Source organism: Citrobacter sp. RHBSTW-00986 (assembly GCF_013783065.1).
Lineage (GTDB): Bacteria > Pseudomonadota > Gammaproteobacteria > Enterobacterales > Enterobacteriaceae > Citrobacter > Citrobacter braakii.
The window spans coordinates 519334-534436 of record NZ_CP056200.1 but is presented as its reverse complement, the minus strand read 5'-3'; the positions used below and the strand labels follow the sequence as shown (position 1 = coordinate 534436).

Genomic DNA, 15103 nt, shown 5'->3' with positions numbered 1-15103 from the left:
AGTTTTATCCCTGATAACATCTTGAATATACAAATAAGAAAAACCCCGGGGCAAGCCCCAGGGTTTTAAATTAGAACACGGTCATCATCAACGATAACTTATTTGTCGCCCAGTTGCTCTGACATGGTGCCAGAGTCCGGCGCACGCGGTTCATCAACCGGACGCGGCGCACTCGGCTTGCCGGTGCTGCCAGAGTTGTTGTTAGAAGAACCCGGTTCTTCCCAACCCGCTGGCGGACGTACCTCGCGGCGAGCCATCAGATCATCAATCTGCGGCGCATCGATGGTCTCATATTTCATGAGCGCATCTTTCATCGAGTGCAGAATGTCCATGTTTTCGTTCAGCAGACGACGCGCACGGTCATAGTTACGCTCAATCAGCAGTTTAACTTCCTGATCGATAATACGAGCCGTTTCATCGGACATATGTTTAGCTTTCGCCACAGAACGTCCCAGGAACACTTCGCCTTCTTCTTCAGCGTACAGCAACGGACCGAGTTTCTCGGAGAAGCCCCACTGAGTAACCATGTTACGCGCCAGGTTAGTCGCGACTTTAATGTCGTTCGACGCACCGGTAGAAACATGTTCAACACCGTAGATGATCTCTTCGGCCAGACGACCGCCGTACAGCGTGGAGATCTGACTTTCAAGTTTCTGGCGGCTGGCGCTGATTGCGTCGCCTTCAGGCAGGAAGAAAGTCACACCCAGCGCACGACCGCGCGGGATAATCGTCACTTTGTGCACCGGATCGTGTTCCGGTACCAGGCGACCGATAATCGCGTGGCCTGCTTCGTGATACGCGGTAGATTCTTTCTGCGCTTCCGTCATCACCATGGAGCGACGTTCCGCACCCATCATGATTTTGTCTTTCGCTTTCTCGAATTCAACCATCGATACAACACGCTTGTTGCCACGAGCTGCAAACAGCGCCGCTTCGTTGACCAGGTTCGCGAGATCTGCACCGGAGAAGCCAGGCGTACCACGTGCAATGATTGCCGCATCGATATCCGGAGACAGCGGTACGCGACGCATATGCACTTTCAGGATCTGTTCACGACCGCGGACATCCGGCAGACCAACCACAACCTGACGGTCGAAACGGCCTGGACGCAGCAGCGCAGGGTCAAGAACGTCCGGACGGTTAGTTGCCGCGATAACGATAATGCCTTCGTTACCTTCGAAGCCGTCCATCTCAACCAGCATCTGGTTCAGTGTCTGCTCACGTTCATCGTGACCACCGCCCAGACCTGCACCACGCTGGCGACCTACGGCGTCGATTTCATCGATGAAGATGATGCACGGTGCCGCTTTCTTGGCTTGTTCGAACATGTCACGCACACGAGATGCACCGACACCCACGAACATTTCCACGAAATCAGAACCGGAAATGGTGAAGAAAGGAACCTTCGCTTCACCTGCGATAGCTTTCGCCAGCAGGGTTTTACCCGTACCCGGAGGACCGACCATCAGGACGCCTTTCGGGATTTTACCGCCCAGCTTCTGGAAACGGCTCGGTTCGCGCAGATACTCAACCAGCTCAGCAACTTCTTCTTTTGCTTCGTCGCAACCAGCAACGTCAGCAAAAGTCGTTTTGATCTGATCTTCCGTCAGCATGCGCGCTTTGCTCTTACCGAACGACATGGCACCTTTGCCACCACCGCCCTGCATTTGACGCATGAAGAAGATCCAGACACCAATCAGCAGCAGCATTGGGAACCAGGAAATGAAGATAGAAGCCAGCAGGCTCGGCTCTTCAGGCGGTTCACCAACAACCTTGACGTTTTTGGTCAGCAGGTTATCAAGCAGCTTCGGATCGTTAACCGGAATGTAGGTCGTGTAACGGTTACTATCTTTCTTGGTAACGTTAATCTCACGTCCGTTGATCTTCGCTTCACGAACCTGGTCCTGATTGACCTCTTGCAGGAAGGTAGAGTAATCAACCTTACGGCCATTAGACTCGCTGGGCCCAAAGCTCTGGAATACTGACATCAGCACAACGGCAATGACCAGCCAGAGAATTAGGTTTTTCGCCATGTCACTCAAGGGATTAACCTCATATTACAACTGTGTTAAAAACAGCGTCAGGATACTCTATATCCAGTTTCTTTCAAACTTTCGTTTGAAATCTACCGGTTATGGTTTACGCCCGGTCGCTACAATATACACTTCACGCGAACGGGCGCGAGAAGAGTCCGGCTTACGAACTTTGACCTTCGTAAACAGGGAGCGAATCTCTCTTAGATACTCATCGAAGCCTTCGCCCTGGAACACCTTCACTACAAAACTACCACCTGGCGCTAATACATCACGAGCCATTCCAAGCGCCAGCTCTACCAGATACATGGCCCGGGGAATATCCACCGCCGGTGTTCCACACATATTTGGCGCCATATCAGACATGACAACTTGTACTTTACTGTCACCTACGCGCTCAAGTAACGCTTTCAGGACTAATTCATCACGAAAGTCGCCCTGAAGAAAGTCCACACCAACGATTGGATCCATAGGTAAAAGATCGCAAGCGATAATGCGGCCAGTGTTGCCGATCTGCGTAACCGCATATTGCGACCAGCCACCGGGAGCAGCACCGAGATCAACAATCGTCATCCCCGGTTTAAAAATTTTGTCACTTTGCTGTATTTCATCAAGTTTAAACCAGGCACGGGAACGTAACCCCTTTTTCTGCGCCTGCTGAACATATTTATCGCTAAAGTGTTCCTGAAGCCAGCGACTCGAGCTGGCAGAACGCTTTTTACCTGTCATTTCACATTCCCAAAGGGCAGTTCATCGTAACCAATGGTGTAAATTTCTACACAGCTATTTGGTGATATATGGGAGATGGCGGTAGAATGACCCGTTTTCAATCCCAACGTAAGCAAAAATATACGATGAATCTGAGTACTAAACAAAAACAGCACCTGAAAGGTCTGGCACATCCGCTCAAGCCTGTAGTTATGCTTGGCAACAATGGTTTGACCGAAGGGGTACTGGCCGAGATTGAACAAGCGTTAGAGCACCATGAACTTATCAAGGTGAAAATCGCCTCGGAAGATCGCGATACTAAAACCTTGATCGTGGAAGCTATCGTACGCGAAACCGGTGCCTGCAATGTACAGGTCATCGGTAAAACGCTGGTACTGTATCGCCCGACTAAAGAACGTAAAATCTCGCTGCCACGCTAAGAATATCCCAAAGTTGCACACGAAGTTTGTGTAAAACGCGGGATTTTCCGCTAGCAGGAGAGCAAAATGCCACGCTCTCTTCGTTGATAAAAGGCCGCTATGCGGCCTTTTTCCTTTCTTTACAATGTATCAACATCTTAACCAAGATGCGAATTACAGGTATTCTACCTTCGTTACTTCATATTCCACTTCACCGCCCGGCGTTTTGATAACCACCACGTCATCCTGCTCTTTACCGATCAGGCCACGAGCAATAGGCGAGTTCACCGAAATCAGGTTCTGTTTAAAATCGGCTTCATCATCGCCGACAATACGCCAGGTCTGCTCTTCGTCGTTATCGAGATTCAGCACGGTAACCGTCGCGCCGAAAACTACGCGACCATTGTTCGGCATTTTTGTGACGTCGATAACCTGCGCGTTGGACAGTTTAGCTTCGATATCTTTAATGCGCCCTTCGCAGAAACCCTGCTGTTCGCGCGCCGCGTGATACTCTGCATTTTCTTTCAGGTCGCCATGCTCGCGCGCATCTGCGATAGCGGCAATGATTTCAGGACGGCGCACCGATTTCAGAAAATCCAGTTCTTCGCGCAGTTTTTCAGCACCACGTAAGGTCATTGGGATAGCTTGCATTTGTTATACCTCTTGAACATTCCTGTAGGGGGCGGCTGCTCTCACCCCGGCTGCTAAGCCCACTCTGGCATACGCCATGCCAGAGTCAGAAGCAAAAAAATACCGACCCGGGGCTCAGGGTCCCAGGTCAGCTACAATTCTCTATTTGATGATCATTTTACCCTGGAGTTCCCTATGGGTCATCGTTTACTTTTTGGGGCGTTGCGCCGTAGTATGACGGCCTGTTTCCAGGTTGTTAGCGCGAGATTATGCGATTTTCCAGATTTACCATTGGATTGACTGCCAGTATAGCGTTCAGCGTTCAGGCTGCGAACGTCGACGAGTATATCAATCAGCTCCCTGCCGGGGCCAACCTCGCCCTTATGGTACAGAAGGTTGGCGCACCTGCTCCTGCTATTGATTACCATAGCCAGCAGATGGCGCTGCCGGCCAGTACACAAAAAGTGATCACCGCGCTGGCGGCATTGATTCAGCTCGGGCCTGACTTTCGTTTTAGCACCACGCTTGAGACTAAAGGCAACGTGGAAGGCGGCGTTTTGAAAGGTGACTTAGTGGCGCGATTTGGTGCCGATCCGACGCTAAAACGTCAGGATATTCGCAATATGGTGGCAACCCTGAAAAAATCAGGCGTGACGCAAATTGCCGGAAATGTCATGATCGACACCTCCATTTTCGCCAGCCATGATAAAGCGCCTGGCTGGCCCTGGAACGACATGACGCAGTGTTTTAGCGCACCGCCCGCGGCAGCCATTGTCGATCGTAACTGTTTCTCGGTTTCACTCTATAGCGCGCAAAAACCTAACGATCTCGCCTTTATCCGCGTGGCATCTTACTACCCGGTCACCATGTTCAGTCAGGTGCGTACTCTCGCTCGTGGCTCTGCCGAAGCGCAATATTGTGAACTGGACGTGGTTCCAGGCGATCTCAACCGCTTTACGTTGACCGGATGCCTGCCCCAACGAGCCGATCCGCTGCCGCTGGCATTCGCTATTCAGGACGGCGCCAGCTATGCCGGGGCGATTATCAAAGATGAGCTAAAACAAGCCGGTATCACTTACAGCGGGACTCTGCTGCGCCAGACGCTGGTCAACGAGCCGGGGACCGTGGTAGCCAGTAAGCAGTCGGCGCCGCTGCACGACCTGCTTAAGATTATGCTGAAAAAATCGGACAACATGATTGCTGATACCGTTTTCCGTATGATTGGCCATGCACGATTTAACGTGCCAGGTACCTGGCGAGCAGGTTCTGATGCCGTACGCCAGATTCTGCGTCAGCAAGCGGGTATTGATATCGGCAACACCATTATTGCCGACGGTTCTGGGCTCTCGCGCCATAACCTGATTGCCCCAGCAACCATGATGCAGGTGCTGCAGTATATCGCTCAGCACGATAACGAGCTGAATTTTATCACCATGCTGCCGCTGGCAGGCCATGACGGCTCTTTGCAATACCGTGCGGGTCTGCATCAGGCTGGCGTAGATGGCAAAGTATCGGCGAAGACAGGCTCACTGCAGGGGGTCTATAACCTGGCAGGCTTCATCACCACGGCAAGCGGTCAGCGCATGGCATTTGTGCAGTATCTGTCTGGTTATGCGGTAGAGCCAGCCGATCAGCGTAATCGCCGTATTCCACTGGTCCGCTTCGAGAGCCGGTTATACAAGGATATTTATCAGAATAACTGAGTATGTTTGCCGGATGGCAGCGCTAACGCACCTAATCCGGCCTTCTGAAACCTGGAAACAAAACCCCGGCAACATGGCCGGGGTTTTTAATGTGATTAACGCTTGTAGATGAACTCAACGCCTTCTTCGTCGTCTTCGTCCCAATCGTCATCCCAGTCATCTTCTGCTTCGTCTTCGACTTCAGCGAGCTGCTGGCGGTGATAATCATCCCACATGAACTCGACTTTCTCTGGCTGTTTCGCTTCTTCAGCCTGAACAATCGGGTTCTCGATGATAAAGGTCATCACATCCCAGCAGAGATCCTTCACGCCCAACTGGCTGGCGGCGGAGATCAGGTAATATTTACCTTCCCAGCCTAACGCTTCGGCGATCGCTTTCGCTTTCTCTTCCGCTTCAGCCTTGTCCAGCAAATCAATTTTGTTGAACACTAACCAACGCGGTTTAGACGCCAGATCCTGGCTGTATTTTTCAAGCTCGCCAATAATGATACGGGCATTTTCAACCGGATCGGAACCGTCAATCGGATCGATATCAATGAGGTGTAGCAGTACGCGGCAGCGTTCCAGGTGTTTCAGGAAGCGGATACCCAAGCCTGCGCCTTCAGCCGCGCCTTCAATCAGACCCGGAATGTCGGCAACCACGAAGCTCTTTTCGTTGTCCATACGCACCACACCCAGGCTCGGAACCAGAGTGGTGAACGGATAGTCAGCGACTTTCGGCTTCGCCGCGGACACCGCACGGATAAACGTCGATTTACCGGCGTTTGGCATGCCCAGCATCCCCACGTCCGCCAGCAACATCAGCTCCAGCATCAGATCGCGTTTATCGCCCGGTGTACCCATCGTTTTCTGACGCGGAGTACGGTTGACCGAGGATTTGAAACGGGTGTTGCCCAAACCGTGCCAGCCGCCTTTAGCGACCATCAGACGCTGACCGTGTTTGGTCATGTCGCCCATGGTTTCGCCCGTGCCCTGATCGATTACACGCGTACCTACAGGCACTTTAATCGTGACATCTTTACCACGCTTGCCGGTGCAATCACGGCTCGCGCCATTCTGTCCACGTTCCGCGCGGAATGATTTTTCAAAACGGTAATCGATCAGCGTGTTCAGGTTTTCGTCGGCTTCCAGCCAAACGTCACCACCATCACCACCGTCTCCACCGTCCGGACCGCCTTTTGGGATGTACTTTTCGCGGCGGAAGCTGACGCAACCATTACCGCCATCACCTGCAACGACCAGAATCGATGCTTCATCAACAAACTTCATTTTACTCTCCGTAAATCATTCGCCTGAGCGGGGCTGCGAAACCACCGTTTCATGCTTACGTAAACCGCCCCAAATTCGATGACCAATGGCGGAATACATCGCGCCCGCAACCACGATAAACGCACCGAGATAACCTAATAGGTTTAGCATCGGTCTGGCGAAGAAATCGGGCCAGGCCAGTGATAATAAATCTGAAAATAACAACGTAAACAGCGGAGTGAGCGTAATAATGGCGCTCACCTGTGCCGCCTGCCAACGCGCCATCGCTTCCGCGAGAGCACCGTATCCTACCAGCGTATTCAGGCCGCAGAATACAAGGCATGCCAGCTGCCAGTCACTGAGCTGCGTGATGACACCGGGTTTAGCCAACGGCAACAACGCAATCGTACATAAAGTGTACAGTAAAAACAGGATCTGCGGTGATGCCAGACGGCGCAATAACACCTTTTGCGCGACCCCATAGCTCACCCAGACCATCGCCGCACCAACACCAAAGATAACGCCCCAGGTGTAATCGGTGAGACGGGTAAAAATTTCGATCAGACTGGTATTAAAAAACAGAACCAGGCCGCTCAGAAGCATAATGGCGCCAATCACCTGCGTACCGCGCATCTTTTCTTTCAGGATAAAGACGCTGGCAATCATCATACCAACCGGTGACAGCTGACCGATAACCTGCGAAGCCGTTGGGCTCAAATATTGCAAGGATGAACTAAACAGAATGAAGTTACCGAACAACCCACCGGTAGCGATAGCCAACAGGATCAGCCAACGCGCTTTGCGAAAAATACGCAACGGAGGGAGCTTTTTTTTAACCGCAAGAATAGCGCCAAGGCCAATGCTTGCCATTAAAAAACGGTAGAACACCACGGTAGGAGGCTCCATCACCTCCAGCACTTGCTTCATCGCTATTGGCAAAGCGCCCCAACATACTGCCGTTGTGAGTGCTAACAGAATACCAATACCTGCCTGCTGCTTCATGCCGTATTCCCTGCAAGGGCTCGTTTCCGGGTTATCACGGCGCGACGAGCGTATTTACCGGCCGTCGAATGTAAAAAGCCCCGCAACGTGTTGCGGGGCTTTTATCCGTTACCGGGACGCGAAAAACTTATTCAGCAACGATGCTGATGAATTTACGGTTTTTCGGGCCTTTCACTTCAAATTTCACTTTACCGTCTGCTTTAGCAAACAGAGTGTGGTCTTTGCCGCAACCAACGTTGGAGCCAGCGTGGAATTTAGTACCACGTTGACGAACGATGATGCTACCAGCCAGAACTGTTTCACCGCCGAAGCGTTTTACGCCCAGACGTTTAGCTTCTGAATCGCGACCGTTACGAGTCGAGCCGCCAGCCTTTTTATGTGCCATTTAATCTGCTCCCCTTAACTTAAGCGCTGATGCCAGTGATTTTTACATCAGTGAACCACTGACGATGGCCCTGCTGCTTACGGTAGTGTTTACGACGACGAAACTTAACAATTTTAACTTTCTCGCCACGACCGTGAGCAACAACTTCAGCTTTGATAACGCCGCCATCAACGAAAGGAACGCCGATTTTGACTTCTTCACCGTTTGCGATCATCAGAACTTCTGCGAATTCAACAGATTCGCCAGTTGCGATGTCCAGCTTTTCCAGGCGAACGGTCTGACCTTCGCTTACTCGGTGTTGTTTACCACCACTTTGGAAAACCGCGTACATAAAAAACTCCGCTTCCGCGCACACCTTTTTGATGATTCAGAGTGCGCTATAAATATTCACAATAGGGCGCGAATATTACGCAAAACGCGAGCCTTTGACAAGTGCTACGTCAATACATGAAGAAAAAAAACACAACACGTACGGTAACGTTTATCTATGGCGTTTTTTCAGTACAATCAGCATATATTTATAACCCTAAACCCGACGTTACCTTCCGATACAGTGAGGTAATCGGGGCGAGAAGCCCGGCTTTTGCGATGAATTTAGAAAAAATCAATGAGTTAACCGCGCAAGATATGGCGGGGGTCAATGCGACAATCCTTGAACAGCTCAATTCCGACGTGCAGCTGATCAATCAACTGGGGTACTACATCGTTAGCGGCGGCGGAAAACGCATTCGCCCAATGATCGCCGTACTCGCCGCGCGTGCAGTTGGCTACCAGCAAAATGCACACGTTACGATTGCAGCCCTCATCGAGTTTATCCACACCGCGACCCTGTTGCACGACGATGTTGTGGATGAGTCCGACATGCGCCGCGGAAAAGCCACGGCGAATGCGGCGTTTGGCAATGCGGCCAGCGTGCTGGTCGGCGATTTTATCTATACCCGCGCTTTTCAGATGATGACCAGCCTCGGTTCGCTGAAAGTGCTGGAAGTCATGTCGAAAGCGGTCAACGTCATCGCCGAAGGTGAAGTCTTACAGTTGATGAACGTCAACGACCCGGACATCACTGAAGAAAACTATATGCGCGTTATCTACAGTAAGACCGCGCGTTTGTTTGAAGCGGCTGCCCAATGCTCTGGCATTCTGGCTGGTTGCAGCGAAGAACAAGAGAAAGGGTTGCAGGATTATGGCCGTTATCTCGGTACCGCTTTCCAGTTAATTGACGATTTGCTGGATTACAACGCGGATGGTGAGCAACTGGGTAAAAACGTCGGTGATGACCTCAACGAGGGCAAACCAACGCTGCCGCTGCTGCATGCCATGCGCCACGGCACCCCTGAACAAGCACAAATGATCCGCCAGGCTATTGAGCAGGGTAATGGCCGTCACCTTCTGGAGCCTGTTCTGGAAGCGATGAACGCCTGTGGTTCCCTGGAGTGGACTCGCCAACGTGCAGAAGAAGAGGCTGATAAGGCCATCGCTGCGCTGCAGGTACTGCCTGATACGCCGTGGAGAGAAGCGCTGATTGGTCTGGCGCATATCGCCGTACAGCGCGACCGTTAATACCCTGCGGCATCTTTCATCATCCCGTGCCCTGCACGGGATGCTTTTATAAATTCCAATAAACACGTCCCCCTCTCCAGCAACCTTCGCATAAATTTGGCATATTCTGAATATACTCACACTTTACATGAACATTTTAGAACATTCGTTCTCCGGGCGTTATAGTATCTCCACAACCGATCGTGGAACCATAAGTCGATAACCAAAGGAGAGATGAGTTTATGGAAAACAAGCTGATTGACTGGCATCCGGCCGATATCATCGCCGGACTGCGCAAGAAAGGGACCTCAATGGCCGCTGAATCACGTAAAAATGGATTAAGCTCATCAACGCTGGCCAATGCGTTAACACGCCCATGGCCAAAAGGTGAGTTGATTATCGCCCGATCGTTGGGAACCGACCCGTGGGTGATTTGGCCGTCACGCTATCACGATGCAAAAACACATGAGTTTATCGACAGAACGCGGATGATGAGGGGACGCAAAGAGAAACAGAATCCTGAATGAACACTGATGAGTAGTAACCCCCGGTTCACAGAACTGGGGGTTACAAGAGACGTAGACGATTACTCGCCTTTCACGCGCTCAATGTTTGCGCCCAGCGCGCGCAGTTTATCTTCGATGCGCTCATAGCCGCGATCGATGTGATAAATACGATCGACTACCGTCGTACCTTCAGCAATACACCCTGCCAGCACGAGGCTTGCAGATGCGCGCAGATCGGTCGCCATAACCTGTGCGCCGGAGAGCGTTTCCACGCCGTGGCAAATCACGGTATTGCTTTCGATTTCTGCGTGAGCGCCCATACGGCTCAGCTCAGGCACGTGCATAAAGCGGTTCTCAAACACGGTTTCCGTGATGAAACCCGTCCCTTCTGCCACCAGGTTCAGCAACGTGAACTGGGCCTGCATATCGGTAGGGAACGCCGGGTGCGGTGCCGTGCGCACATTGACCGCTTTCGGACGTTTACCGTGCATATCCAGGCTGATCCAGTCGTCACCAACTTCGATATCCGCTCCCGCATCACGCAGCTTCGCCAGAACGGCATCCAGCGTGTCAGGTTGTGCATTGCGGCAGATAATTTTGCCGCGAGAAATTGCCGCTGCGACCAGGAAAGTACCGGTTTCGATGCGGTCAGGCAGAACGCGATACACACCGCCGCCGAGGCGCTCAACGCCTTCGATGGTAATACGATCGGTACCCTGGCCTGTGATTTTTGCGCCCAGCGCAATCAGGAAGTTCGCGGTATCCACGATCTCCGGTTCACGCGCGGCGTTTTCGATGATGGTAGTGCCTTCGGCAAGCGTTGCTGCGCACATGATAGTGACCGTCGCGCCGACGCTCACTTTGTCCATGACGATATGTGCGCCTTTCAGGCGGCCATCAACTGACGCTTTCACATAGCCTTCTTCAAGCTTAATAGTCGCGCCTAACTGCTCCAGACCAGTAATGTGCAGGTCAACCGGACGCGCGCCGATGGTGCAGCCGCCCGGCAGTGAAACCTGGCCCTGGCCAAAGCGGGCAACCAGCGGCCCAAGCGCCCAGATGGATGCACGCATGGTTTTGACCAGATCGTACGGCGCACAGAAGACGTTCACGTCACGTGCATCAATGTGCACAGAACCATTACGCTCAACTTTCGCCCCCAACTGGCTCAGCAGCTTCATTGAGGTGTCAACATCCTTCAGTTTCGGGACGTTCTGGATCTCTACAGGTTCTTCAGCCAGCAGCGCCGCAAACAGGATCGGCAGCGCGGCGTTTTTAGCGCCTGAAATTGTGACTTCGCCCTGGAGCTTGGTTGGCCCCTGAACACGAAATTTATCCATTATTCTGTTCTCTGTTAAGAATTTATCTTCGCTACCGGCATATCACCCGTAGCTCAAAAACCGTTAAGTTTGCGATCGCGCGCCCATTCCGCTGGAGTAAACGCCTTAATCGACACGGCATGAATGCGGTTGTCCGCAATGTACTCCATCAACGGGCCATAGACCGATTGCTGTTTCTTGACCCGGCTCATGCCTTCAAACATCTCACCCACGGCAATAACCTGAAAGTGACTGCCGTCGCCAGAAACGTGGACTTCCTGGAGGGAGAGTGCATTCATCAGCACGCTCTGAATTTCATTATTTTCCATGGGCTCTTCATTCGTCAGATAGTGAAAACAGCCCAACATCTTAGAGCAAAGTGGCGCTGTCATAAATAAGCAAAAAGCCCCGCTGATAAATCAGACAAGGCTTTAGTGGCAGATCCCCCGCAGAGGATTTGCCGGATGGCGGCACAAGACCTTATCCGGCTTACAAAAATTAACGCGGAAGAACGTCGTCAGGCAAATTGTAAAGCTGCGCCAGCGTGTACACTTTATCGTTAACGCCAGCGAGCGAAACGCTGTTCCCCTGCTGCTTGCCCTCATTAATCAGGTGCAGCAGTAATGCCAGACCACCGGTATCCACCCGGGAAATCTGGTTCAGGTCGATGCAGGATACCCCTTTCATCGCCTCAACTCGCGCATCCCATAATGGGTTTAACACGTCCTGATCCAGCTCTCCCACCAGCACCAGCTTGTCGCCTTCACGCATCCAGGTGAGTGACTGCGTCATTATTTTTTCTCTTCCAGCGTGATTTTCTGCTGAGAAATAGATTTCAGCTGTGCCGTCAGGCCATCAATACCTTTCGTACGCAGCAGGTCGCTCCACTCATTCTGTTTGGTGGTGATCATACTTACGCCTTCAGCAATCATGTCATACGCCTGCCAGTTACCCGTCTGGGAATTTTTACGCCACTGGAAATCCAGACGTACCGGAGGACGACCGTTTGGATCGATGATGGTTACGCGGATAGGCACGATGGTCGCATCACCCAGCGGCTGCTCAGGGGCAATCTGATAGGTCTGGCCGTGGTACATCGCCAGCGCCTGACCGTAAGCCTGCTTCAGATATTCACGGAATGCGGCGAAATAGGCGTCACGCTGAGCCGGGGTCGCATCTTTGTAGTAGCGGCCAAGTACCAGTGCGCCTGCATACTTAACCTGCACGTAAGGCAGCAGTTCCTGATCGACCACCTGACGCAGGTAATCCGGGTTGGAACGGATTTTAGGTTGCTCGTTCTTCAGACGGTCAAACGTCTTCTGCGCCGCCTCATCCATCAGTTTGTACGGGTTCGTCTGGTCCGCTGCGGTTGCCGCGCTAAGTGGAGCAATCACCAGCATAGCCACCATCATCAATCGTTTAAACATACGTCGATTCTCCTGAGATTATTTCGTTGCGCCCGCAGGCGTAGTGGCTTCATTATTGCCTTCAGTTGCGGCTGGCGCATCGCCAGAATTCTTATTGTCATCACCTTTACTGTTGCTGTTGTAAAGGAACTGACCAATCATATCTTCCAGCACCATCGCAGATTTCGTGTCCTGAATCGTACCGCCATCTTTGAGGATAGACGTTCCCAGCTCAGGATCTTCAAAACCTACGTTCAATGCCAGATACTGTTCGCCCAACAGACCGGAAGTACGGATGCTCAGAGAACTGGTGTCAGGAATATGGTTAAAACGCGATTCAATTTCCAGCGTCACGCGCGGCAGGTACGTTTTCTGATCTAACGAGATGTCCGATACGCGTCCTACCACGACCCCGCCAATCCGCACCGGAGAGCGCTCTCTCAGACCGCCGATATTATCAAAGGTCGCATAAATCGTATAAGTCGGTTCAGTACGCATTGAGGTGACGTTCGCCGCCTTCAGGCAGACAAACAGCGCGGCCAGCAGCGCAACCAGCAGGAATAACCCAACCCAAATTTCATTTTTTTTCGTTTGCATGAACTCAATTCCCAAACATCAGTGCGGTCAGCACAAAATCCAGCCCCAGAACGGCAAGAGAGGCGTGCACTACGGTGCGTGTCGTTGCCCGGCTAATCCCGGCAGAGGTCGGGATAGCATCATAACCATTGAACAATGCAATCCAGGTGACCGTAATGGCAAAAACCACGCTCTTAATCAGGCAGTTGACCAGATCCAGACGCCAGTCGACGGCATTTTGCATAGCCGACCAGAAAAAGCCTGCATCAATACCTTTCCAGCTTACGCCAACCAACGACCCACCCCAGATCCCCACCGCGACAAATATAATCGTCAGCAGCGGCAATGAAATGACACCGGCCCAAAAACGCGGGGAGATCACTCGGCGCAGTGGATCGACGGCCATCATTTCCAGGCTGGAAAGCTGCTCGGTCGCCCGCATCAGGCCAATCTCTGCGGTTAAGGCCGATCCGGCCCGCCCGGCAAACAACAGCGCCGCAACCACCGGCCCCAGCTCACGTAGCAATGACAGCGCCACCAGCATACCGAGGCTGGTTTCCGCACTGTAGGTCGTCAGCACCAGGTATCCCTGCAACCCCAGCACCATGCCGATGAACACGCCAGAAACAATAATGATCAGCATCGATAAGACACCGACATTATAGAGCTGGCGTATCAGCAGCGGCGCATGTTTGCGAAACTCCGGCTTGCCGACAACTGCATTGAACAACATTAATCCGGCTCGCCCGAACGTCCTGAGGGTTTTTATTCCCCGATGTCCGAGTGATGCCAGCGCATTTAACAACATGGGTGGCTTAACTCCCTGTTTTGAGTAAATCGATGTGGTAGTCGCCCGCCGGGTAACGGAACGGAACCGGTCCATCGGCAATGCCATCGAGGAACTGACGCACACGCGGATCGGCATTTTCTTGCAGCGCCTGAGCACTACCGTAGGCCACTATTTTTTTGTCCGCCATAATATAGGCGTAATCCGCAATACTCAGCACTTCTGGCACATCATGGGAAACCACCACGCAGGTGACGCCCAGCGCGCTGTTCAGTTCAGAAATCAGCTTCACCAGCACGCCCATGGTGATGGGATCCTGGCCGACGAACGGCTCATCAAACATAATAAGGTCTGGCTCCAGCGCGATAGCACGTGCTAACGCGGCACGACGCGCCATCCCACCGGATAATTCAGAAGGCATTAATTTTGCCGCGCCCCGCAGGCCAACGGCCTCGAGCTTCATCATTACCGTGCTTTTCAGCAGCGGCGCAGGCAGCGTTGTATGCTCGCGCAACGGGTATGCAACGTTGTCAAACACATTCATATCAGTAAACAGCGCACCAGACTGGAATAGCATGCTCATGCGCTTACGCACGGTAAATAAACGCGAACGGGACATGGCCGGGACATTTTCGCCGTCAAACAGGATCTCGCCCTTATCGGGGGAGATTTGTCCGCCGATCAGACGCAACAGCGTCGTTTTGCCGATGCCTGATGGCCCCATGATCGCCGTCACCTTACCACGCGGCACCGTCAGGGAAATATTATCAAAGATGCAGCGGTCGCCTCGGGAAAAGCTGACATCGCGCATATCGATTAGATTCGCCACAGACTGACCCATTG

18 protein-coding genes are annotated in these 15103 nt (G+C 52.4%); 4 read left to right on the top strand and 14 right to left on the bottom strand.

What is annotated here, in order from left to right; translation table 11 throughout:
* Window positions 1-98: 98 nt before the first annotated feature.
* Together ftsH and rlmE are read right to left on the bottom strand one after the other, a co-directional pair.
* Complete coding sequence (gene ftsH, locus HV345_RS02650; RefSeq protein ID WP_019077783.1) at window positions 99-2033, bottom strand: ATP-dependent zinc metalloprotease FtsH; 1935 nt, start codon at window positions 2031-2033, stop codon at window positions 99-101.
* A gap of 99 nt (window positions 2034-2132) precedes the next feature.
* Window positions 2133-2762: a 23S rRNA (uridine(2552)-2'-O)-methyltransferase RlmE gene (gene rlmE / locus HV345_RS02645; RefSeq protein ID WP_003025015.1), complete on the bottom strand. Its 630-nt coding sequence runs from the start codon at window positions 2760-2762 to the stop codon at window positions 2133-2135.
* Window positions 2763-2887: 125 nt separating this feature from the next.
* On the opposite strand from rlmE, the gene yhbY reads away from it, so the two are divergent.
* The gene (gene yhbY, locus HV345_RS02640; RefSeq protein WP_003025016.1) at window positions 2888-3181 is read left to right on the top strand and encodes a ribosome assembly RNA-binding protein YhbY; all 294 of its coding nucleotides are present in this window, start codon (window positions 2888-2890) and stop codon (window positions 3179-3181) included.
* A 153-nt stretch (window positions 3182-3334) separates the two neighbouring features.
* Here yhbY and greA read toward each other — a convergent pair whose 3' ends face one another.
* A complete protein-coding gene (gene greA / locus HV345_RS02635) occupies window positions 3335-3811 on the bottom strand; it encodes a transcription elongation factor GreA (protein WP_016154674.1) in 477 nt (158 codons plus the stop codon).
* Between the two features lie 248 nt (window positions 3812-4059).
* Here greA and dacB point away from each other — a divergent pair, with 248 nt between their 5' ends.
* Window positions 4060-5493, top strand: a complete 1434-nt coding sequence (gene dacB, locus HV345_RS02630; protein ID WP_181598822.1) for a serine-type D-Ala-D-Ala carboxypeptidase — start codon at window positions 4060-4062, stop codon at window positions 5491-5493.
* Between the two features lie 95 nt (window positions 5494-5588).
* Here the strand turns inward: dacB and cgtA are convergent, their stop codons facing one another.
* From cgtA to rplU, 4 genes are all read right to left on the bottom strand, one after another.
* Window positions 5589-6761 carry an Obg family GTPase CgtA gene (cgtA, locus tag HV345_RS02625; RefSeq protein ID WP_016154676.1) on the bottom strand — a complete coding sequence of 391 codons (1173 nt, stop codon included), beginning with the start codon at window positions 6759-6761 and terminating at the stop codon, window positions 5589-5591.
* A 15-nt stretch (window positions 6762-6776) separates the two neighbouring features.
* Window positions 6777-7742, bottom strand: coding sequence for a DMT family transporter (locus tag HV345_RS02620; RefSeq protein WP_016154677.1), 966 nt, complete (start codon window positions 7740-7742; stop codon window positions 6777-6779).
* A gap of 127 nt (window positions 7743-7869) precedes the next feature.
* Entirely contained in the window at window positions 7870-8127 is a 258-nt protein-coding gene (gene rpmA / locus HV345_RS02615; protein ID WP_003025030.1) for a 50S ribosomal protein L27, read from the bottom strand.
* Window positions 8128-8146: 19 nt separating this feature from the next.
* Entirely contained in the window at window positions 8147-8458 is a 312-nt protein-coding gene (gene rplU / locus HV345_RS02610) for a 50S ribosomal protein L21 (protein ID WP_003025032.1), read from the bottom strand.
* Window positions 8459-8715: 257 nt separating this feature from the next.
* Here rplU and ispB point away from each other — a divergent pair, with 257 nt between their 5' ends.
* Together ispB and sfsB are read left to right on the top strand one after the other, a co-directional pair.
* Window positions 8716-9687 carry an octaprenyl diphosphate synthase gene (ispB, locus tag HV345_RS02605; protein WP_046276012.1) on the top strand — a complete coding sequence of 324 codons (972 nt, stop codon included), beginning with the start codon at window positions 8716-8718 and terminating at the stop codon, window positions 9685-9687.
* A 221-nt stretch (window positions 9688-9908) separates the two neighbouring features.
* Window positions 9909-10193, top strand: coding sequence for a DNA-binding transcriptional regulator SfsB (sfsB, locus tag HV345_RS02600; protein WP_016154679.1), 285 nt, complete (start codon window positions 9909-9911; stop codon window positions 10191-10193).
* 59 nt (window positions 10194-10252) lie between these two features.
* On the opposite strand, the gene murA is transcribed toward sfsB, so the two are convergent.
* From murA to mlaF, 7 genes are all read right to left on the bottom strand, one after another.
* Window positions 10253-11512 (bottom strand): UDP-N-acetylglucosamine 1-carboxyvinyltransferase, encoded by a 1260-nt coding sequence (murA, locus tag HV345_RS02595; protein ID WP_003839949.1) that lies wholly within the window; start codon window positions 11510-11512, stop codon window positions 10253-10255.
* 53 nt (window positions 11513-11565) lie between these two features.
* Window positions 11566-11820 (bottom strand): BolA family iron metabolism protein IbaG, encoded by a 255-nt coding sequence (ibaG, locus tag HV345_RS02590; RefSeq protein WP_003025040.1) that lies wholly within the window; start codon window positions 11818-11820, stop codon window positions 11566-11568.
* 169 nt (window positions 11821-11989) lie between these two features.
* Window positions 11990-12283, bottom strand: coding sequence for a lipid asymmetry maintenance protein MlaB (gene mlaB / locus HV345_RS02585; RefSeq protein WP_016154680.1), 294 nt, complete (start codon window positions 12281-12283; stop codon window positions 11990-11992).
* The gene (gene mlaC, locus HV345_RS02580) at window positions 12283-12918 is read right to left on the bottom strand and encodes a phospholipid-binding protein MlaC (RefSeq protein WP_016154681.1); all 636 of its coding nucleotides are present in this window, start codon (window positions 12916-12918) and stop codon (window positions 12283-12285) included. The genes mlaB and mlaC overlap by 1 nt, the downstream gene beginning before the upstream one ends.
* Before the next feature lie 18 nt (window positions 12919-12936).
* A complete protein-coding gene (gene mlaD / locus HV345_RS02575) occupies window positions 12937-13494 on the bottom strand; it encodes an outer membrane lipid asymmetry maintenance protein MlaD (protein ID WP_016154682.1) in 558 nt (185 codons plus the stop codon).
* 4 nt (window positions 13495-13498) lie between these two features.
* On the bottom strand, window positions 13499-14281 hold the full coding sequence (mlaE, locus tag HV345_RS02570; protein WP_003025053.1) for a lipid asymmetry maintenance ABC transporter permease subunit MlaE: 783 nt from the start codon (window positions 14279-14281) through the stop codon (window positions 13499-13501).
* Window positions 14282-14288: 7 nt separating this feature from the next.
* On the bottom strand, window positions 14289-15101 hold the full coding sequence (mlaF, locus tag HV345_RS02565; RefSeq protein WP_016154683.1) for a phospholipid ABC transporter ATP-binding protein MlaF: 813 nt from the start codon (window positions 15099-15101) through the stop codon (window positions 14289-14291).
* Window positions 15102-15103: the final 2 nt, after the last annotated feature.